This window comes from Streptomyces sp. CB01580 (genome assembly GCF_001905795.1).
In the GTDB taxonomy this organism is placed as follows: domain Bacteria; phylum Actinomycetota; class Actinomycetes; order Streptomycetales; family Streptomycetaceae; genus Streptomyces.
This window is the reverse complement of sequence record NZ_LIXJ01000003.1, coordinates 279,681-299,781: the sequence shown is the minus strand read 5'-3', so window position 1 is coordinate 299,781 and position 20,101 is coordinate 279,681. Positions and strand designations below refer to the sequence as shown.

Annotated in this window: 16 protein-coding genes; 9 read left to right on the top strand and 7 right to left on the bottom strand. The window is 70.4% G+C overall.

Features of this window, described 5'->3' with window-relative positions; translation table 11 throughout:
- Window positions 1-46: 46 nt before the first annotated feature.
- Complete coding sequence (locus AMK22_RS06360; RefSeq protein WP_073782232.1) at window positions 47-448, top strand: hypothetical protein; 402 nt, start codon at window positions 47-49, stop codon at window positions 446-448.
- 50 nt (window positions 449-498) lie between these two features.
- On the opposite strand, the gene AMK22_RS06355 is transcribed toward AMK22_RS06360, so the two are convergent.
- From AMK22_RS06355 to ctaC, 4 genes are all read right to left on the bottom strand, one after another.
- Window positions 499-1,758 (bottom strand): L,D-transpeptidase, encoded by a 1,260-nt coding sequence (locus AMK22_RS06355; protein WP_073782825.1) that lies wholly within the window; start codon window positions 1,756-1,758, stop codon window positions 499-501.
- Between the two features lie 126 nt (window positions 1,759-1,884).
- Window positions 1,885-2,283, bottom strand: a complete 399-nt coding sequence (locus tag AMK22_RS06350; protein ID WP_073782231.1) for a cytochrome c oxidase subunit 4 — start codon at window positions 2,281-2,283, stop codon at window positions 1,885-1,887.
- Complete coding sequence (ctaD, locus tag AMK22_RS06345; protein ID WP_073782230.1) at window positions 2,280-4,016, bottom strand: aa3-type cytochrome oxidase subunit I; 1,737 nt, start codon at window positions 4,014-4,016, stop codon at window positions 2,280-2,282. Before ctaD ends, AMK22_RS06350 begins: the two co-directional genes overlap by 4 nt.
- Entirely contained in the window at window positions 4,013-4,972 is a 960-nt protein-coding gene (ctaC, locus tag AMK22_RS06340; RefSeq protein ID WP_073782229.1) for an aa3-type cytochrome oxidase subunit II, read from the bottom strand. Before ctaC ends, ctaD begins: the two co-directional genes overlap by 4 nt.
- A gap of 392 nt (window positions 4,973-5,364) precedes the next feature.
- Here ctaC and AMK22_RS06335 point away from each other — a divergent pair, with 392 nt between their 5' ends.
- Window positions 5,365-6,747 (top strand): cysteine desulfurase/sulfurtransferase TusA family protein, encoded by a 1,383-nt coding sequence (locus tag AMK22_RS06335; RefSeq protein WP_073782228.1) that lies wholly within the window; start codon window positions 5,365-5,367, stop codon window positions 6,745-6,747.
- Window positions 6,748-6,762: 15 nt separating this feature from the next.
- Here AMK22_RS06335 and AMK22_RS06330 read toward each other — a convergent pair whose 3' ends face one another.
- A complete protein-coding gene (locus AMK22_RS06330; protein ID WP_073782227.1) occupies window positions 6,763-7,737 on the bottom strand; it encodes a carbohydrate kinase family protein in 975 nt (324 codons plus the stop codon).
- A 162-nt stretch (window positions 7,738-7,899) separates the two neighbouring features.
- Here AMK22_RS06330 and AMK22_RS06325 point away from each other — a divergent pair, with 162 nt between their 5' ends.
- Complete coding sequence (locus AMK22_RS06325; RefSeq protein WP_073782226.1) at window positions 7,900-8,097, top strand: hypothetical protein; 198 nt, start codon at window positions 7,900-7,902, stop codon at window positions 8,095-8,097.
- Between the two features lie 254 nt (window positions 8,098-8,351).
- The gene (locus tag AMK22_RS06320) at window positions 8,352-9,932 is read left to right on the top strand and encodes a hypothetical protein (protein WP_443333272.1); all 1,581 of its coding nucleotides are present in this window, start codon (window positions 8,352-8,354) and stop codon (window positions 9,930-9,932) included.
- Between the two features lie 174 nt (window positions 9,933-10,106).
- Here the strand turns inward: AMK22_RS06320 and AMK22_RS06315 are convergent, their stop codons facing one another.
- On the bottom strand, window positions 10,107-10,463 hold the full coding sequence (locus AMK22_RS06315) for a HesB/IscA family protein (RefSeq protein WP_073782225.1): 357 nt from the start codon (window positions 10,461-10,463) through the stop codon (window positions 10,107-10,109).
- Window positions 10,464-10,687: 224 nt separating this feature from the next.
- Between AMK22_RS06315 and nadA the strand changes: the two genes are divergently transcribed.
- From nadA to AMK22_RS06300, 3 genes are all read left to right on the top strand, one after another.
- Window positions 10,688-11,896 carry a quinolinate synthase NadA gene (gene nadA / locus AMK22_RS06310; protein WP_384423381.1) on the top strand — a complete coding sequence of 403 codons (1,209 nt, stop codon included), beginning with the start codon at window positions 10,688-10,690 and terminating at the stop codon, window positions 11,894-11,896.
- A gap of 196 nt (window positions 11,897-12,092) precedes the next feature.
- Window positions 12,093-13,502 (top strand): lipase/acyltransferase domain-containing protein, encoded by a 1,410-nt coding sequence (locus AMK22_RS06305; RefSeq protein WP_073782224.1) that lies wholly within the window; start codon window positions 12,093-12,095, stop codon window positions 13,500-13,502.
- Window positions 13,503-13,518: 16 nt separating this feature from the next.
- Window positions 13,519-18,567 (top strand): tetratricopeptide repeat protein, encoded by a 5,049-nt coding sequence (locus tag AMK22_RS06300; protein ID WP_107430495.1) that lies wholly within the window; start codon window positions 13,519-13,521, stop codon window positions 18,565-18,567.
- Window positions 18,568-18,584: 17 nt separating this feature from the next.
- Here the strand turns inward: AMK22_RS06300 and AMK22_RS06295 are convergent, their stop codons facing one another.
- Window positions 18,585-18,893 carry a hypothetical protein gene (locus tag AMK22_RS06295; RefSeq protein WP_079185948.1) on the bottom strand — a complete coding sequence of 103 codons (309 nt, stop codon included), beginning with the start codon at window positions 18,891-18,893 and terminating at the stop codon, window positions 18,585-18,587.
- Between the two features lie 149 nt (window positions 18,894-19,042).
- Between AMK22_RS06295 and AMK22_RS06290 the strand changes: the two genes are divergently transcribed.
- Both AMK22_RS06290 and AMK22_RS06285 read left to right on the top strand, forming a co-directional pair.
- On the top strand, window positions 19,043-19,885 hold the full coding sequence (locus AMK22_RS06290; RefSeq protein WP_073782222.1) for a helix-turn-helix domain-containing protein: 843 nt from the start codon (window positions 19,043-19,045) through the stop codon (window positions 19,883-19,885).
- Window positions 19,864-20,058, top strand: coding sequence for a DUF397 domain-containing protein (locus tag AMK22_RS06285; protein ID WP_073782221.1), 195 nt, complete (start codon window positions 19,864-19,866; stop codon window positions 20,056-20,058). Before AMK22_RS06290 ends, AMK22_RS06285 begins: the two co-directional genes overlap by 22 nt.
- Window positions 20,059-20,101: the final 43 nt, after the last annotated feature.

The window sequence follows — 20,101 nt, the reverse complement described above, 5'->3', positions numbered from 1 at the left end:
GTTCATGCCCGCCAAACCCCGCAGACACGGATGTCACGGAGGAACAATGCAGCCGACCGCCACGGTCCTGGTCTACAGCGACGACGCCAACACCCGTGAGCAGGTGAGGCTGGCAGCCGGGCGCAGGCCCGCTGCCGACGTGCCCGAGGTGGAGTACGTGGAGTGCGCCACCCTGCCCGCCGTCCTGGAGGCGCTGGACAACGGCGGCATCGACGTCTGCGTGCTGGACGGCGAGACGGCGCCCGCGGGTGGCATGGGCGTCTGCCGGCAGATCAAGGACGAGGTCTTCCGCTGCCCGCCCGTCCTGCTGCTGATCGGGCGCCCGCAGGACGCCTGGCTGGCCACCTGGAGCCGTGCGGACGCCGCGGTGACCCTTCCGGTCGAACCGGTCGAGTTCGCGGACGCACTGGCCGCCCTGCTGCGCAGCAGGCGCTGCGTGGACGCCTGAGGCCCCTCGCACCACCCGTCCTCCCGGAAGGGCAGCGCACTCCCCGGCCGTCAGATCTGGGGGCGCAGGCGTGCCGCCTGGACCGTGTCCGCGCGTTCCGGCTCGGCGTCGTTGCGCAGTGCGCTGCCCTTCTGCCATTTGTCCCAGGACAGGTTCCAGTCGCCGTAGCCGTTGTCGAACGGTGTCATCATCTCGCCCTGGCTGCCGACGACCGTGATGAGGTCGCCCTCGCGCACGGTGTTGAAGAACCACTCGGCCAGGCCGGTGGTCATGCCGGTGCAGCCGTGGCTGACGTTCGCGTACCCCTGCGAGCCGGTGGACCAGGGGGCCGCGTGGACGTACTCCCCGCTCCAGGTGACGCGTGTCGCGTAGTAGACCTGCAGGTCGTACGAGTCGTCGGAGCCCGCCGCGATGCCGATCGTCTCGCCGCGCATGCGTACGGAGTACTCCTTGGACAGCACCACCTTGACCCCGTTCCGGGTGGCGAAGCCGGGTTTGCCGGTGGTGACCGGAATGGTGTTGATCACTTTCCCGTCGCGCTTGACGGTCATCGTGTGCGCGGCGGCGTCGGTGACGGCCTCGACGCGGTCGCCGGTGGTGAGCTTCAGCGCCTTCGCGGGCGCCCCGTACAGGCTGTCGGTGACCTTGATGCCCGCCAGGCCGCTGCTGACATCGATCCTGGCTCTGGCGGGCCAGTACTCCTTCGGACGGTAGTGCAGGGTCTTGTCGTCGACCCAGTACCAGGATCCGGTGACGGCAGGCGTGGAGCGGACGCTCAGGGCGCGCTCCACGACGGCCCTGGCGGCCTTGTCCTTGACGGGGGCGCTCAGTTCCGCGGTGATGGGCTGTCCCACGCCGTAGGTGCCCGCCTTCGGGCCGAAGGCGACCTTCAGCGTCTTCTTCTTGGTGGCGCCGGTCTCGAAGGAGAGCGTGCGGCTGCCGGGGGCGCCGTCGCCGTCCTCCACGCTGACCCGCACGGTGTACCGGTGGCCGGCGGCGAGCGGGGATGTGGAGCGCCAGCGCTTCCCGTCGGCGTCCAGTTCGCCCGCCAGGCGGCGTCCGGTGGCGTCCGTGGCCGTCACGTCCGTGATCCGGCCGTCGTCGTCCTTGACACCGACCTCGATCGGACGGTCGGAGTCCGCCTTCTTGTCGCCCTCCGGCAGGTTGGAGGTGATCTCGTCCCCCGCGTCGTAGGGCTTCGCCGCGAGCGGGTTTTCGTCGGAGGCTCCGCATGCGGTCGCGGCCGCTATCAGGGTCGCGACCAGCAGCGTGCCGCTCACCAGGGGGCGGATGCGCAGCGTGTGGTCCATGAACACACGTTATGGATATTTCATCCCTATTGGCGCGTCTTGTGCGTGCAAACGGGGGCCCGTACCTCTTTTGATGGAGAGGTACGGGCCCCCGTCCGGTGGAGCCGATGGATCGGTGACCTCAGGTCACTGGGTGCGGTTCTCGCCGTGGTAGTACTCGAAGACCCAGCCGAGCAGGCCGATGAGGATCATCGGGGCCGAGAAGTACATCAGCCACCAGCCGAAGATGACGCCCATGAAGGCGAGGGTGCCACCCACGGCCAGGGAGAGCGGCTGCCAGCTGTGCGGGGCGAAGAACCCCAGCTCGCCGGCCTCGTCGGCGATGTCCGCCTCCTTGTTGTCCTGCGCCATGGCGTCGACCCGCTTGGCCGTGAAGGCCAGGTAGAAGCCGATCATGACGGCCAGGCCGAAGGCCAGGAGGAGCGTGGTGGTGCCGACCGGCTCCTTCGCCCACACGCCGTACGTGACGGCGACGGCGAGGATGAAGAAGCTCAGCCAGAGGAACATCTTGCCCTGGATCTTCACTTGCCTGCCTCCTTGCCGCCGGCGAGGGCCTTCTCACCCTGGGAGGCGAACTCCAGCTGCTCCAGGGCGGCGATCTCCGGGTGGTGCAGGTCGAACGCCGGGGATTCGGAACGGATCCGCGGCAGCGTGAGGAAGTTGTGCCGCGGCGGCGGGCAGGAGGTCGCCCACTCCAGGGAACGGCCGTAACCCCACGGGTCGTCGACCTCGATCTTCTTGCCGTACTTGGCGGTCTTCCACACGTTGTAGAAGAACGGCAGCATCGACAGGCCGAGCAGGAACGAGGCGATCGTCGAGACCGTGTTCAGCGCGGTGAAGCCGTCGGCGGCGAGGTAGTCCGCGTAGCGACGCGGCATGCCCTCGGCACCGAGCCAGTGCTGCACCAGGAACGTGCCGTGGAAGCCCACGAACAACGTCCAGAACGTGATCTTACCGAGCCGCTCGTCCAGCATCTTGCCGGTGAACTTCGGCCACCAGAAGTGGAATCCGGCGAACATCGCGAAGACCACGGTGCCGAAGATGACGTAGTGGAAGTGCGCGACGACGAAGTACGAGTCCGTGACGTGGAAGTCCAGCGGGGGCGACGCCAGGATCACACCGGTCAGACCACCGAAGGTGAAGGTGATCAGGAAGCCGATGGCCCAGAGCATCGGGGTCTCGAAGGACAATGACCCCTTCCACATCGTGCCGATCCAGTTGAAGAACTTCACCCCGGTGGGTACCGCGATGAGGAACGTCATGAAGGAGAAGAACGGGAGCAGCACACCGCCGGTGGCGTACATGTGGTGCGCCCACACCGTCACGGAAAGACCCGCGATGGCGATCGTGGCACTGACCAGACCGATGTAACCGAACATCGGCTTCCGGCTGAACACCGGAACGATCTCGGAAATGATTCCGAAGAATGGCAGGGCGATGATGTACACCTCTGGATGGCCGAAGAACCAGAAGAGGTGCTGCCAGAGCAATGCTCCGCCATTTGCCGCGTCGAAGATGTGCGCACCGAATTTACGGTCGAACTCCAGCGCGAAGAGCGCGGCGGCGAGAACCGGGAAGGCCAGCAGGACCAGCACACCGGTCAGCAGGACGTTCCAGACGAAGATCGGCATACGGAACATCGTCATGCCGGGTGCGCGCATGCAGATGATCGTGGTGATGAAGTTGACCGAACCGAGGATCGTACCGAACCCGGAGAAAGCCAGACCCATGATCCACATGTCGGCGCCGATACCCGGCGAACGGACCGCGTCCGACAGCGGGGAGTAGGCGAACCAGCCGAAGTCCGCCGCACCCTGCGGGGTGAGGAAGCCGGCCACCGCGACCAGCGAGCCGAAGAGGTAGAGCCAGTAGGCGAACATGTTCAGCCGCGGGAACGCCACGTCGGGCGCGCCGATCTGCAACGGCATGATCCAGTTCGCGAAACCGGCGAACAGCGGCGTCGCGAACATCAGCAGCATGATCGTGCCGTGCATCGTGAACGCCTGGTTGAACTGCTCGTTCGACATGATCTGCGTGCCGGGACGGGCCAGCTCGGCGCGCATGAAGAGCGCCATCAGGCCGCCGATGCAGAAGAACGCGAACGACGTGACCAGGTAGAGCGTGCCGATCGTCTTGTGGTCGGTGGTGGTCAGCCACTTGACGACGATGTTCCCCGGCTGCTTGCGCCGAACCGGCAGCTCGTCCTCGTACGAGTCGTCTGCTGCCGCGGCACCCTGAGGTTCGTTGAGGATGCTCACAGTTTGTTCGTCTCCGCATTCCTGGCCGGTTCAGTCTGCTTGATGCCGGCCGGCACGTAGCCCGTCTGGCCCTTCTTCGCCAGCTCCTTGAGGTGCGCCTGGTAGCGCTCCGGGGAGACGACCTTGACGTTGAAGAGCATCCGGGAGTGGTCGACGCCGCAGAGCTCGGCGCACTTGCCCTTGAAGGTGCCCTCCTGGTTGGGGGTCACCTCGAAGGCGTTGGTGTGGCCCGGGATGACGTCCTGCTTCATGAGGAACGGCACCACCCAGAAGGAGTGGATGACGTCGCGCGAGGTCAGGACGAAGCGGACGCGCTCACCCTTCGGCAGCCACAGGGTCGGGCCCGGGTTGCCGTTCTGGGGGTTCCGCGTGCCCGGGATGCCGTAGTCGTAGACACCCTCCGCCCCCTTGGGGAAGTCCTTCCGGAACCTGTCCGGAATGGCGTCGAGCTGTGCGGGGATCTCGTTGCCCGTGGCGGTCGAGCCGTCCACGTTCTCGATGTAGTTGAATCCCCAGCTCCACTGGTACCCGACCACGTTGATGGTGTGGGTCGGATTCTTGAGTTCGAGGAGCTTCGTCTGATCGCGCGCGGTGAAGTAGAAGAACACCGAGACGATGATCAGGGGGACCACGGTGTACAACGCCTCGATGGGCATGTTGTACCTGGTCTGTGTAGGAACCTCGACCTTGGTGCGGCTGCGCCGGTGGAAGATGACGGACCACAGGATCAGGCCCCAGACGAGGACACCCGTGGCGAGCGCTGCCGCCCACGAGCCCTGCCAGAGGGAGAGGATCCGCGGTGCTTCTTCCGTGACCGGCGTGGGCATTCCGAGGCGGGGGAAGTCCTTGTATGTGCAACCGGTGGCGGTTGCCAGGATCAGGCCCGCAGTCAGCACCTGCGGCAGCTTCCGCCGCATCGGGCGCCGCGACGAGCGGTCGGAGCCGTTGGGACTCACGTAGCGCCTTCCCGAGAGTCTCGCCCACGCGGTCGGCGCGGCCGGTCCTTCTGGTCGGTCGCCGCCCTGACGCGGGCAGGGGTTTGGATGTTTATGCGGACCAAACCCTACTGGACGCCATTTGGGGTCGCGCGGGGAGGGTGCCCAACGCGCCGCCCGACTCCCCGAAGGGGTGGAATGCGGGCTCGTGACCGCTATCTGACACCCCTTTTCCTGGTGCCGCGGCCGGGCCCGCGCGGGACCCGGCCCCCGGACGGGGCGGGGCGCGCCCCGGGGCGCGGGGACGCAGCCGGGGCGCGACACGGAGGAGGGCCGGGGCCCGGGGCGGGCTAGTGCTGCGGCCGGAAAGGATTGCCGGTGAACCTTTCCGGTCGCAGCACTAGCGTGGCGGTGTGCCCTACTTCGATGCCGCTTCCTCCGCTCCCCTGCATCCCGTCGCCCGTCAGGCGCTGCTCGCCGCGCTGGACGAGGGGTGGGCCGACCCGGCCCGGCTCTACCGCGAGGGGCGGCGCGCCCGGCTGCTGCTGGACGCGGCCCGGGAGGCCGCCGCCGAGGCCGTCGGCTGTCGTCCGGACGAGCTGACTTTCACTCCTTCGGGGACGCTGGCCGTGCATTCCGGAATCTCCGGCGCCCTCGCGGGCCGTCGGCGTGTCGGTCGCCATCTGGTCGTCTCCGCGGTCGAACACTCGTCCGTGCTTCATGCGGCGTCCACCCATACGGCGGAGGGCGGGGAGGTCACCGAGGTCGCGGTGGACCGGTCGGGGGCGGTGAGTGCGCCGGAGTTCGCGCGGGCGCTGCGTGCGGACACCGCGCTGGCCTGTCTGCAGTCCGCCAATCACGAGGTCGGCACCGAGCAGCCGGTCGCCCGGGTCGCGGAGGCCTGCCGGGCCGCGGGGGTGCCGCTGCTGGTGGACGCGGCGCAGTCGCTGGGCTGGGGTCCGGTGCCGGAGGGCTGGTCGCTGCTGACGGCCTCCGCGCACAAGTGGGGCGGGCCCTCGGGGGTCGGGCTGCTGGCGGTGCGCAAGGGGACGCGGTTCGCGGTCCGGGGACCGGCCGACGAGCGGGAGTCGGGGCGGTCGGCGGGGTTCGAGAACCTGCCGGCGGTGGTGGCGGCGGCGGCGTCGCTGCGGGCCGTGCGGGCCGAGGCTGCGGCGGAGGCGGCACGGCTGCGGGTCCTGGTGGACCGGCTCCGGGCCGGGGTCCCGGAGCTGGTGCCCGATGTGGAGGTGGTCGGCGATCCGGTGCGGCGGCTACCGCATCTGGTGACCTTCTCCTGTCTCTATGTCGACGGGGAGACCCTGCTGCACGAACTGGACCGGGCGGGGTTCTCCGTGTCCTCCGGCTCGTCCTGCACCAGCAGCACGCTGACCCCGAGCCATGTCCTGAAGGCGATGGGGGTGCTGTCGGAGGGGAACGTACGGGTGTCGCTGCCGCGCTGCACCACGGACGAGGACGTGGACCGCTTCCTGGACGTGCTCCCGCGAACGGTCGCGGAGGTGCGGGAGAGGCTGGGCGCGCCCGTGCCGGATCCCGGGGAGGCCGCCGGTGGCGACCGCCTGGTGGTGGACGCCCGGGGGAAGCGCTGCCCGGTGCCGGTGATCGAGCTGGCGAAGGTGATCGGGCAGGTGCCGCGGGGCGGGACGGTGGCGGTCCTCTCCGACGACGAGGCGGCGCGCCTGGACATCCCGGCGTGGTGCGCGATGCGCGAGCAGGAGTACGTGGGAGAGGAGCCGGCGGACCGCAGCTCGGCCTATACGGTCCGTCGGCTGACCTGATTTCGCCGCCCGGGGTCAGCCCAGGTGCGTGCGGACCTCGGCGGCGGCCTCGTCTCCGTACGCCTTGGTGAAGCGCTCCATGAAGTGGGCGCGGCGCAGGGTGTACTCCTGGGTGCCGACGGTCTCGATGACCAGGGTGGCGAGCATGCAGCCGACCTGGGCGGCGCGCTCCAGGCCGACGCCCCAGGCGAGGCCGGAGAGGAACCCGGCCCGGAAGGCGTCGCCGACGCCGGTCGGGTCGGCCTTGCTCTCCTCCTCCGGGCAGCCGACCTCGATCGGCTCGTGGCCGGCGCGCTCGATGCGGACGCCGCGGGCACCGAGGGTGGTGACCCGGTGGCCGACCCGGGAGAGGATCTCCTCGTCGCTCCAGCCGGTCTTGGTCTCGATGAGGCCCTTCTCGTACTCGTTGGAGAAGAGGTACGTGGCGCCGTCGAGGAGGATGCGGATCTCCTCGCCGTCCATCCGGGCGATCTGCTGCGAGAAGTCGGCGGCGAACGGGATGCCCCGGGAGCGGCACTCCTCGGTGTGGCGGAGCATGCCCTCGGGGTCGTCGGCGCCGATCGAGACGAGGTCGAGGCCGCCGACCCGGTCGGCGACGGACTTGAGCTCGATGAGCCGGGCCTCGCTCATGGCGCCCGTGTAGAAGGAGCCGATCTGGTTGTGGTCCTCGTCCGTCGTGCAGACGAACCGGGCGGTGTGCAGGACCTCGGAGATCCGGACCGAGCCGGTGTCGACGCCGTGGCGGTCGAGCCAGGCGCGGTAGTCGTCGAAGTCGGACCCGGCGGCACCGACCAGGATCGGGTTCGTGCCGAGCAGCCCCATGCCGAAGCAGATGTTGGCGGCGACACCGCCCCGGCGCACGTCGAGGTTGTCGACCAGGAAGGAGAGGGAGACCGTGTGCAGCTGGTCCGCGACCAGCTGGTCCGCGAATCGGCCGGGGAACGTCATGAGGTGGTCGGTGGCGATGGAGCCGGTGACTGCGATGCGCACGGGAAGAGTGCTCCTGCGGAGATCGGGGGGAACGGGATGGACGTGTTCCCGGGAGGCGGCGTGACAGTTCACGCTACCGTTCCCGATGCGCACCCTGAAGGGGGGAAAACTACCCGATAGTAGGGCTTTCTTCTCCGCGCGGGCGATGCCTACGGTGCCCTCATGTCGAATCACATCGCCACGCACGAGTCCGAGATCAGCCTGTCCGAGCTGCGCGGTGACTGCGCGCGGATGGCGCCGCACTGGGTGGCCCGCGCGAAGCCCGCCCCCGACCGCGTGGCCCCGGAGCGGATCCACGGCGTGACCGTGCCGGCGGCGTCCGCCCGGCTGCTCGACGGCATGTCCGAGTACGGCGACTGAGCGCCGGGGCCCGCGCCTCGGCCGAGGAACCGCGCCCTGGCCCCCGCTCCCTTCGGCCGGGCGCCCGGCGCGGCGGCCGACCGCGCGGGCACGGCCGCCGGGCGCGCGATTCCCCCGGGTGGAGTACGGCGGCCCCGCTCCGGGGAACCGTCCGGCCCTGTGCCCCGTCCCATCGTCGTCCCGACCCCCGGGACGGACGGCAGGCCGGTCGACGGCCTGTGACGACGGCAGCGCAGGCGAAGGAGCGGATCCGGTTGAGCACCGAGCGACCCGACAACGACGTGACCGGCCCCCGGGACGAGGGGAGCGGCGCCCGGCGAGGTTCACCGCGCGAGGATGCTCCGGACGGGGCGCCGGGGAGCGTTCCGGACGCGGCGGCGTCCGCCCGGCCACGACTCCCGAAACGTTCCGTGGTCGTGGCCTCGGTGGCGGCGGTCCTGCTGGCCGGGGGCGGTGGCGCGTACTGGGCGGCGACCGCCGCGAACGGCGACGGCGGGGGCAGCGGCGGCGCGGCAGCCGGCGGCGGGGGCTCCGCCCCTCCCCCACTGGCCCTGGACGAGCGTGCGGATGTCCCGCCGGCGGCACCGGACGGGCCCCCGCAGGGCATCGCGGTCGGTGAGCCCGATCCGCACGGGGGCAAGATCGTCCACCGCGTGTCCGGGACGCTGCCGCAGGGGCCGGGCCGCGCCGAGGTGCGCCGCGCGGTGGGCACGGTCACGGCGGCGGAGGTGACCCGGCTGGCGAAGGCGCTGGGCCTGGCAGGCACGCCGCGGGCGGAGGGCACGTCCTGGACGGTGGGTTCGGACAAGGACGGCTCCGGACCGCTCCTCAGGGTGGACAGGCAGGCCCCGGGCACCTGGACCTTCGCCCGGTACGGCTCCGGGGGCACGGACGACTGCCGCCGGGGTGCGTCGGTCTGTTCGAGCGGGAGGACGGCTCCGGACGGCAGCGGCTCCCCGGTGAGCGAGAGCGCCGCCAGGGCCGCCGCGACACCGGTCCTCAAGGCGGCGGGGCTGGACGACGCCGCCCTCGACTCCCGCCAGGTGATGGGCTCCGCACGGGTGGTGAACGCCGATCCGGTGGTGGACGGGCTGCCCACGTACGGCTGGTCGACCGGCGTCCAGGTGGGGCCGGACGGCGACGTGGTCGGCGGCAGCGGGCATCTGAAGGGCCTGGAGAAGGGCGACAGCTATCCGGTGATCAGCGCGGGCGAGGCACTGAAGCAGCTGAACGGCTCGTCGTCGCGGACGGGCCGGGGCTCCGGGGTCGGAGGGTGCGCGGAACCCGTACCGCTGGAGGGTGACCTGAAGTCGCCGGGGGTCCGTTGCGGGACGCGGACCGGGGCGGAGCCGTCGACGACGACGGTCACGATCGACAAGGCGGTCTTCGGCCTGTCGATGCAGCATGTGGCGGGCGAGCCGGCCCTCGTGCCGTCCTGGCTCTTCTCGGTACGGTCCGCCGCGGGCGGCGCGGGCACGACGCTGGCGCGGGTCGCCGTGGACCCCGCGTATCTGGCGAAGGCGAAGGACGCCCCGGCGACGCCGCCGGGCGGGACGGGCGGCGCGTCCGGCAGCTCCCGGCAGATCCAGTCGTACAGCGCCGACGGCCAGAACCTGTCCGTGACGTTCTGGGGCGGTGTGTGCAGTACGTACGCGGCGAGCGCGGCCGAGGACGGGAAGACGGTGCGGGTGACGGTGGCGGAGTCGAAGCAGGAGGGGAAGAAGGTCTGCGTGATGATGGCCCAGGAGCTGAACCGGACGGTGACGCTGGACGCACCGCTCGGTGACCGGGCGGTGATCGACGCGGCCTCGGGCGCCCGCGTACCGAGCGCCTGACGGCCCCGTACACACGGCCGTGCACACGGCGGCTCGTACGCACAGCCTGTACGCACGGCGAAGGCGGCGGTCCCGGAATCCGGGACCGCCGCCTTCGTGTGGTTTCTCCGCCCCCGCCTTCAGGAATCGGCGCCTTCGGGGCTCAACCGCCTTCGGGGCCGGGTGCCTCGGGGCTCAGTTGAAGGAGTCGCCGCAGGCGCAGGAGCCCGTGGCGTTCGGGTTGTCGATCGTGAAGCCCTGCTTCTCGATGGTGTCGACGAAGTCGATGGAGGCGCCGCCCAGGTACGGAGCGCTCATCCGGTCGGTGACGACCTTGACGCCGTCGAACTCCTTCACGACGTCGCCGTCGAGCGAGCGCTCGTCGAAGAAGAGCTGGTAGCGCAGGCCCGAGCAACCGCCGGGCTGGACGGCGACGCGCAGCGCCAGGTCGTCGCGGCCTTCCTGCTCCAGCAGGCTCTTGACCTTCGCGGCGGCGGCGTCGGACAGGAGGATGCCGTCGCTCACGGTGGTGGTCTCGTCCGATACGGACATCTGCTTCTCTCCCGGGGTTGTACGGAGACTGCTTGCCGACGTTGCAACCGTCGGGACCGCGGATTCATTCCGGGCCGAGCGCTTGCCTGTTCCCTTCATGCTCGCACACGGGCTCCTTCAGGGGATGCGTCACATCGACGCTATGGCCATCGTCAAAGTGACATAAACCGGTTATGATAGATAACGTCATTTCGACGAAAAGGCTCCTCCGCAGAGAAGAAAGGGTGCGTGACGTGACCACGGCCCACCCCGTCCAGGATCTCGACGTCCAGCCGACGCCCCTCGCGCTGCTCCTCCTCGGCCGCGAGGCCGACCCGAGGAGCGAGCGCGGTGTCGAGTGTCCCGGCGACCTGCCCGCCCCGTCCGACCCGGACCTCGTGGAGCGTGCCCGCGCCGCCAAGGAGAGGCTCGGGGACAAGGTGTTCGTCCTCGGCCACCACTACCAGCGCGACGAGGTCATCCAGTTCGCCGACGTCACCGGCGACTCGTTCAAGCTCGCCCGGGACGCCGCGGCGCGCCCGGAGGCGGAGTACATCGTCTTCTGCGGTGTGCACTTCATGGCCGAGTCCGCGGACATCCTGACCACCGACGACCAGCAGGTCGTGCTGCCGGACCTGGCCGCGGGCTGCTCGATGGCCGACATGGCCACCGCCGAGCAGGTCGCCGAGTGCTGGGACGTGCTGACCGAGGCCGGGATCGCGGACCAGGTCGTACCGGTCTCGTACATGAACTCCTCCGCCGACATCAAGGCGTTCACCGGGCGGCACGGCGGCACGATCTGCACCTCGTCCAACGCCGAGCGGGCCCTGGAATGGGCCTTCGAGCAGCGGGAGTCCGGGGCCGCCAAGGTGCTCTTCCTGCCCGACCAGCACCTGGGCCGGAACACCGCGGTCCGGGACATGGGGATGTCCCTCGACGACTGCGTCGTCTACAACCCGCACAAGCCGAACGGCGGCCTGACCGTCGAGGAGCTGCGGAACGCGAAGATGATCCTGTGGCGCGGGCACTGCTCGGTGCACGGCCGCTTCTCGCTGGACTCCGTCGACGACGTGCGCGCGCGCATACCCGGCGTCAACGTGCTGGTCCACCCTGAGTGCAAGCACGAGGTCGTGGCGGCGGCGGACTACGTCGGCTCCACGGAGTACATCATCAAGGCCCTGGAGGCGGCCCCGGCCGGCTCGAAGTGGGCGATCGGCACGGAACTGAACCTGGTGCGCCGCCTGGCGAACCGGTTCGCCCCCGAGGGCAAGGAGATCGTCTTCCTCGACAAGACGGTCTGCTTCTGCTCGACGATGAACCGCATCGACCTGCCGCACCTGGTGTGGGCCCTGGAGTCGCTGGCCGACGGCAAGCTCGTCAACCGGATCCAGGTCGACCCGGAGACGGAGAAGTACGCGAAGCTGGCGCTGGAGCGGATGCTGGCGCTGCCGTAGCGGGTACTGCTCACGGCCTGGCTACGAGGCCCGGTCCACCGTTGGACGGTCGGTGGACCGGGCCTTCCGCGCGTATACGGGTATGGAACGCCCCGAGCCGCCCGGTTTCCCCCATACGGCACTCGAACAGCCCCCTTCGTCACTACGCTGCCTTATCCATGGCAGCAAGCGCACATTCACGGGGGTACGGCGCCACATGACGTCTCGCAGCCGGGTCCACGACATGGTGGTCGTCGTCCCGGGCATTCTCGGCAGTCGGCTGGCGGACGCGGACGGGCACGAGGTCTGGGGCCTCTCGGGCCCGGCCCTCCTCCGCGGGATCCGTACGTTCGGCCGGTCCGTCACGGGCCTGGCGCTGCCCCCGGACCTGGGCGACGGGCACCCCGGCGACGGTGTGCGCCCGCTCGGTCCGATGCGCGACCTGCACGGGCTGCTGGGCATCGGAACGCTCGTGGACGGCTACGACGGCTTCCTGGAGTGGCTGGAGAACAACTTCACCCTCCGGCGCCGGCGCGAGGAGGACGAACCGGACGCCCCCGCCAATCTGATCGACTTCGCCTACGACTGGCGATTGTCCTGCCGCTACAACGCGGACGGGCTGGCCGAGCGGGTGGACGAGGAGCTCGGCCGCTGGCGGGCCTCGGCACCGGAGCGGGCGGAGGCCCGGGTGGTCTTCATCTGCCACTCCATGGGCGGCCTGGTCGCCCGCCAGTACGTGGAGCGGTGCGGCGGCGCGGAGGTGACGCGCCGTGTGATCACGCTCGGGACCCCTTACTGGGGCTCCCTGGATGCCCTCCTCCACCTGGTCAACGGGGTGGGCCCGGCCAGGACCGGCCTCGCCTCGTTCGCCCGCAGCCTTCCGTCGCTCCACCAGCTCGTCCCCGACTACGCCGCGCTGATCACCGCGCCGGGCGAGCCGCTGCGATACGCCCGCGAGGTGACCGGCCTGCCCGGGACCGACGCGGCACTGATCGAGGACGCCGCCCATTTCCACGAGGCGCTGCGGGAGTCCGGGGCGGGGGCGGCGTACGGAGTGGAGTACGTACCGATCAGCGGGGTGCTCCAGCCGACCCCGACCACCGCCGAGGTCCGGGGCGAGAAGCTGGCCGGACTGCTCACGATCGACGGGACCGACGAGGGCGGCGACGGCCGCGTGCCCAGGCTCTCCAGCGCCCATGTGGGGGCGACGGGACGACCCGCGCTCACGCCCTGGGAGAAGCACGGCTCGCTCCAGAACAACACGGCGCTGCGCCAGAACCTCTATAACTGGCTCACCCCGGACCTGCCGGTGCACCGGGGCCCGGAGGTTGCGGACATCCCGCTGGTGGTGGACGCCCCGGACGCGATCGACGAGGGCGAGGTGTACGAGCTGCGGGCCGCGGTCTCGCCGGACATACGGGGCCACGACCGGGTGGCCGTCTTCGCGGCGGCCGAGGGCGGACCGGTGCGGACGCTGAACAACCTGGGCGGAGGCCATTACGTGGCACGCCTGGCCGGGCTGTCGGCGGGGCCGCACCGGGTGCGGGTGAGTACGGGGAACGCGGGCCATGTCGTGATGACCGCGCTGGTGCTGGTGCTGGAGGGCGGGGCGGACGATGGTGAGTGAGGCGGGCGTGGCGGGCATGACAGGCGACGACGAACGCGAGCCGGTGGCGACGGCGTTGTGCGTGGTGTGCGAGGAGTATGCCGACCGGCGGAGCTTTCCCCGGCTGACCGGGGCAGTGGCCCAGATGGAGGATATCGCCGGACTGCTGGAGGGCCTGGGGATCGCGGCGCACGTGGCGGGCGGCGGGAACCCGTCCTGGACGGCCTTCGACGAAGCCCTCACCGCCTGGAGCGAGGGCTGGCAGAAAACGGGGGCCGCGCGGCCCGCGATCATCGTCTGGTCGGGGCACGGTGTGCTGATCGACGACGAACTGCGCCTCGCGCTCTGCGACCTGGATCTCGACGTGGAGCAGGTGATGCGTGACGCACGCGCCAGCAAGCGGGGCGTCTCGGCCGAGACACTGGTCGATGGCGCGGTGGCCTCGGGCGCCGACCAGATCCTGGTGATCATCGACACCTGCCACGCGGGGGACGCGGTGGGCCGGGGCCTGGAGAGGGCTCTGCGGCGTTGGGAGGCCACCTCCACACCTCCTGGCCAGGCCAAATGGTTCGGGATCATGGCGAGTTGTCGGCGCAACGAGACGTCGGACGGCAGCGGCCCCCTGCTCACCGCATTGGCGGAGGTACTGAGGGCCGGCCCTGCCACCACTGAGTACCGCTCCGCGTGGAGCACCCACAACGCGCTCGTCAGCGGCCCGGACCTGCTGGCCGCGCTGGGCGAGCGATGGCGCGGCGAGGGGCAGACACCGGTGCCCGCCACGCTCGGCACCGGGCGGCCGGTCTTCCCGAACCCGCGCCATGTGCCCGGGGCACCCGCCCGGCTGGTGGAGCACCTGGTGCTCGCGGCTCGCGGGGTCGGGTACCGCGAGGAGGGCTGGTTCTTCACGGGCCGCAAGGCGGTGCTGGGCCGGATCGCCGCATGGCTGGAGGCGGACGAGGCCGGGCTGTTCCTGGTGACCGGCCCGGCGGGCTGCGGCAAGTCGGCAGTGCTGGGCCGGGTCGCGACGCTCACCGATCCCGTGCAGCGGAAGGCGACCGAGGCGTACGGGGGCCTGCGCGAGGACGACCCGGACCCGGGCCTCCGCCGCGACCGCTCCTCCCTCGCCTCCGTGCATCTGCGGGGCCTGAGCCCTCTCCAGGCGGCCTCGGAGCTGGCCCGGCAGCTCGGGCTTCCGGAGCCCCGCAACGCGGACGACTTTCGGGGCGAGCTCCGCGAGTTGTCCCCGCGGCCGGTGCTGGTGCTGGACGGCCTGGACGAGGTGCCCGCCGAGCACCTCCGCGCCATGATCGAGGAACTGGTCTTCCCGCTCAGCCGGACGGTCCCGGTCTTGCTCGGCTCCCGCGAGCGCGCGTTGCGCAGCCGTATCGAGGAGGACGGACGGGGGAACGAGACCCTGCCCGACGCCCTGGCCCGGCTGATCGGCGCGGGTGTCACCACCGCGGACCTGGAGCGGGAGCCGCACACGCAGGAGGACATCGGTGCGTACGTGTTCCGCCGGTGCGCGGCGGCCGGTGTCCCGGAGGACCGGGCGCGGGAGACGGGCGAGGCAGTCGCCTCGCTTGCCACGGGATTGGGCGGCGGGTTCCTGTTCGCGCGGCTGGTGGCGGGCTCACTGCTGGCGGGGAGCCGTGGCGCCGAGGACGACCGGTGGCTGACCGGACTGCCGGGCTCCGTCGAGGCCGCTTTCGAGGAGGACCTGCGGACGGGGCCGGTACGGCTACGGGTGGACGGCACCGAACTGCCGTCCGCCGCACGGGATCTGCTGACCGCGCTGGCGTGGACGGTCGGGCGCGGCATGCCCGCCGGGGGCGTGTGGGAGGAGGTGGCCGGAGCGCTGGGCGGCGGTGACGTGTCGTACGACGAGAGCGACGTGGACTGGGTGCTGTCCGCCTACGGCCGCTACATCGTCGAGGAATCCGAGGACGGACAGGCGGTATACCGGCTGTACCACCGCGAGTTCGTGTCACATCTCGCGGGCCGGGAGGGGCCGGGGCACGCCGATGCCGGGGCGGTGGCGGTGGCCGCACTCATCGCGCACGTCGAGCGGCGAGCGGTGGGCGGCGGCTGGGGGGCGGTCGATCCGTACGTGGTACGGGGGCTGGCGCAGCACGCGGCGCGGGCGGGTGAGCCGGGAATCGGGATGCTGCGGGGGCTGGTGGAGCGGGGCGGGGCGGGCGCGGCGCTGCTTCTAATCCAGGCGTTGCATCTCTTCTCCCAGCGGCTCGGATCGGAAGGGAACCCGGATGGCGCGCTGGCCCACGCGCGGGAGGCGTTATCCCTCTCGGAGCAGTTGGAGCAGTTGCATCCCGGCACCCATCGAGCGGCAGTGGCCGGTGCTCTGCATCTGGTTGCCAACCGTTGCGCCGCCACCGGCGATAGGCAAGGGGCCGTGGCCCCCGCCCGGGAGGCAGTGCGGATCCAGCAAGCCTTGGTCCGTTCCGGCGCCGTCGCGTCACTCCCGGGTCTGGCATCGTCCCTCGTGGCCCTCGGCAGTCACCTGGCCGATATTGGTGACCACCACGAGGCCCTTGCGTGCGTCCAGGAGGCCGTTGGCATCTTCCGCGAACTCGTCGTGCAGAGTCCGAAGGCGTTCCGCCCCGGCCTTGCCGATGCCCTCAACAGTCTGGCGGTACACCTGGGTGATGGCGGGCAGCTTCGGCGCGCAGTGCCGCCCGCCGAGGAAGCCGTCAGTATCTACCGCGAGCTCGCCACGCAGCACCCTGGCGAGTTCCTGAGCGGCCTGGCCTCCGCCCTGCTCAACCTGTCCAGAAGTTTCAGCCTCCTCGGTGCACACACGGACGCGCTGCCCCACATCGAGGAAGCGGTCCGTATCCGGCGAAGTGCGGCCGCGCACCACCCCACGGCTCTCCTGCCGGGCCTGGCTGTCTCCTTGCACAATCTGTCCGTGGAATGCGCCTACGTCGGAGATCACGGAAGGGCCCTTGATTCCGCACAGGAGGCGGTACACATCTACCGGGAGCTCGGCGCGCGTCACCCAGTTGCCTTCCGGCCTGACCTGGCCGACGCCCTTGGCAACCTGTCGGACCGGCTCGCCGAAGCCGGAGACCACGAGGGTGCCCTCGCCCCGGCGCAGGAGTGCGCCCGCCTGTACGCCAAACTCGCTGTGACGCATCCTGAGGCCTTCAGTCCGGCCCTCGCCCTGTCCTTGGATACCTTGGCCAACCGGACGGCCGCCGCCGGAGACCGAGCTACCGCCGTGCCGTTTGCGCGGGAGGCAGTGCGCATCCAGCGCAGACTAGCCGCGGACCGGCCGACAGCGTCCCTCCCGGGCCTGGCCGGGATGCTCAACAACCTCGCCTCCTGCCTCGCCGCTGCCGGAGATCCCGTTGCTTCTCTGCCCCACATCGAGGAAGCGGTCGGCGTCTATCGACAGCTCGTCTCTCAGGATCCGAGCCCGTTTCGCTCCCAGCTCGCTACCGCACTCAACACCCTCGGCACTCATCGCGCGTACGTCGGCAACGTCTCAGGGGCGCTCGATGCGGCGCAGGAGGCCCTTGTCATCCATCGCGAGCTCGCCGCACAACAGCCGGGTGTCTTCCGCCCTGACCTGGCTACCACCCTCAACAACCTTGCCAACCACTTCAACAGCACCGGAGATCCTGCAGCGGGGCTACAGGCAGCGGAGGAGGCTGTCGCCATCTATCGCGAACTGGCAGCGCAATACCCCGCCGCGTTCCGCCCCACCCTGGCCGCCGGGCTCAGTTCACTCGCGCAGAATCTCGCCGACGTCGGCAGCCCGGAAAGGGCACTGTCACCGGCGCAGGAGGCCGTCCGCCTCCTGCGTGAACTCGTCGTCAAACAGGCCAAGGTCTTCCACCCAGATCTGGCCCGGTCCCTCCGCAGCCTCAGCAAGCACCTGGGGCTGAACCGGGACGCCAAAGGAGCGGCGCGCGCGGCAGAGGAAGCGGTCGCCGCCTACCGAACCCTGGCGCTGGCGGACCCCGGCGCCTTCGCGACCGACCTGGTCTCCGCTCTCGCCAACCTGGCACGGGCACTCGTCCGCACCGACGACCGCGCGTCGGCGATCCGGCAGTTCGACGAGGTCGTGGCGGAGTTCGCTTCCGCCCACCCCGCAACCGCCCGGCGTCTCGGGGTCGAGCGGAGTGTTTTCCTGCTGGACTGTCCTGATCCCCAGGCTTCGATCGGCGTACGCGGGCTCGTGTCCTTTCTCGCCGGTGACTCCGCGCCGGACGGCAGCGGCGCGGGCCCCGTGACCGTACGGGCCCGGCGGGCGCTTCGCGCCCACAGCGACACCGAGGCCGTACGCACCGCGTGGGAAGAAGAGACCTTCACCCCCGCACCCACCTGGCTCGCCCTGTCGCCGGAGACCCTGGACCTCGTCAGCTCCTGGATGTTCGCGGCCAACTGGTCCCAGTCACGCGATGTCTGGTCCCGGAATGCCGAAGTGCTCAGCAGCGAGGAGACAGCCACAGCCCTCGAAGAGCTGGCACTCCTGGACCCGCACACCGCACAGCAGCACGCCGCGCTCCGCGAGGCCGTCCTCGCCCACGGCGTGACCGCCGCGTACGATCCGCTGATCCTCGCGGAGCAGGTGGCGGAGTGGGTGGACTGCGCGGACTGGGCGGAGTCCCGGGCCTTCCTCCAGGAGCGCCCGCGCATCCTCCAGGCCCAGCCGTCCGAGGACACCCCGCTCGCGCACGTCGCCGTCCTTGATGTCACCCGCACCGAGGGAATGGACGCCGCGTACCGCCTCGTCGAGGACCGCGACGCCCTCCAGGCGTACGTGGAAAGGGCGTTGGCGGCCGGGGACGGCAACGCGCTGCTGCACGCGGCGGCCATCGAGGGGCAGGTCTTCGAAGACAGGCTGTCCTCCCTCACCCATGCCCAGGCGGGCATGGTGCTCGCCGGAGCCGTCGAGGGCGTCGAACCGGACGAGTTGGCCACGCTCCTCCCCCGCGCACCCGAGGAGACCCGTGCCCGGCTGCTGAAGGAGATCGTCGCCCTCAGCGTCCGGCACGCCCATCCACACGGCGAGACGTGGCTCCGGATCGTCCAGGCCCTCAGCGGAAGCGGGACCGCCTGACGCCCGCCGCCCCGCTGTCAGCCGGCGTTCTCGCCGCTCTCCAACCGCCCGCCCCGGCTCTCCGCGATCCGCAGGGTGTCCCCCAGCGACTCGGCGAGCCGGGTGCCCGCGAACCGTAGCTCCCGCTCCCCCACCACGGTCTCCGCCAACAGCGCCCGGGCCTGCTCCAGTACGTACTCGGCCGAGGCGATCATGTCGGCCTCCAGTTCGTCGGCCATCCGGGAGATGCGGCTGTCCGGGTTCGCCGTACTCAGCCAGCACGGGCCGCCGCGCTCGTTGGTCCACGGGAGCAGTCGCAGGGCCCGGCCCTGTCCGTCGGACATCATGTCGGTCGCTACCTCCGGAGCAGGCCCTCTGGTGCGCCGCACGAGAGGACGGTTACGGTGTGTGCCGCAATCGTCGCCCTGGGGAACCTCGCCCCAACAGGGCGCCGCTGTCCCGGCCTTGGGAACGGGACACACGAAAGGCACGCACCGTGACGTTCAAGCCCCAGCCGCTCACCCCTTATCTGTCCGCCCGCCACTACTTCGGCTCCGAACAGCGCCGCCACCGCGAGCGGGCGGGCCTGTCGCTCGTGCAGCTCGCGGGCGTCGTGAACTCCAGCAAGAGCACGCTGGCCCGGATCGAGACGGCCGACCTGATGCCGCCGCCGGACATCCCAGCCCGGCTCGACGCGGCGTTCGGGACGGACAAGCACTTCCACGGGCTGTACGAGCTGGCGAAGAAGGAGATCCACCCGGACCAGTACCGCCGGTACATGGACTTCGAGGCCAAGGCGGAGGTCATAGAGGTGTATGAGCCGCAGGTCGTTCCTGGGCTGTTGCAGACAAGGGAGTACGCATACGAGTTGCTGCGCTGCCAAGAAGACCTGAACGCTGAGCAGGTAGAGCAACTGGTCAACGCACGGATGTCACGGCGCGATTGGCCGGCCGATGCCGCTCCCCTGCGCTGGGCCATCCTCGATGAGGCCGTACTCAGGCGGCCGGTTGGTACCCCAGAGGGCATGCTCAAACAGCTGGTCTCGCTCTTGGAACATGTGGATACTCCGAACTGTAAAGTTCAGGTGCTGCCGTTCAGCGCAGGGCCACACGCACTCATGGGCGGCACCCTCAATCTCCTGACGCTCCCCGACGACACCACAGTGGCCTACGAAGAAAGCATCTCGACCGGCTACCTCCACGAGGACCGGGAGACCGTGCTGAAACGGCGTCGACAGTACGAGGTGCTGCGCGCCAACGCGCTCTCCCTGGCCGAGTCAGCAGAGCTGATCAGAAAGGCTATGGAGGACTACAAGCCATGCGACACACCCCCGAGCTGAGCAACGCCCGCTGGCGCAAGAGCAGCCACAGCAACACCAACGGGGGGAGCTGCGTCGAAATCGCCGACAACATCCCCGGCGCCATCCCCGTGCGCGACAGCAAGCAGCCGGCCGGCCCCGCGCTCCTCATCTCCGCCCCCGCCTGGAACGACTTCGTCAACTCCCTCAAGTAACGGCGGGAAACAGCAGGCACAACGGAACGGCCTGTCCCACGAG

What these genes read in the sequence shown, in the direction of transcription:
- AMK22_RS06305 (WP_073782224.1), top strand. Translation starts at nt 12,093, where the DNA reads ATGACGTCTCGCAGCCGGGTCCACGACATGGTGGTCGTCGTCCCGGGC.
- AMK22_RS06355 (WP_073782825.1), bottom strand. Translation starts at nt 1,758, where the DNA reads ATGGACCACACGCTGCGCATCCGCCCCCTGGTGAGCGGCACGCTGCTG.
- AMK22_RS06300 (WP_107430495.1), top strand. Translation starts at nt 13,519, where the DNA reads ATGACAGGCGACGACGAACGCGAGCCGGTGGCGACGGCGTTGTGCGTG.
- AMK22_RS06315 (WP_073782225.1), bottom strand. Translation starts at nt 10,463, where the DNA reads ATGTCCGTATCGGACGAGACCACCACCGTGAGCGACGGCATCCTCCTG.
- AMK22_RS06295 (WP_079185948.1), bottom strand. Translation starts at nt 18,893, where the DNA reads ATGATGTCCGACGGACAGGGCCGGGCCCTGCGACTGCTCCCGTGGACC.
- AMK22_RS06285 (WP_073782221.1), top strand. Translation starts at nt 19,864, where the DNA reads ATGCGACACACCCCCGAGCTGAGCAACGCCCGCTGGCGCAAGAGCAGC.
- AMK22_RS06325 (WP_073782226.1), top strand. Translation starts at nt 7,900, where the DNA reads ATGTCGAATCACATCGCCACGCACGAGTCCGAGATCAGCCTGTCCGAG.
- AMK22_RS06360 (WP_073782232.1), top strand. Translation starts at nt 47, where the DNA reads ATGCAGCCGACCGCCACGGTCCTGGTCTACAGCGACGACGCCAACACC.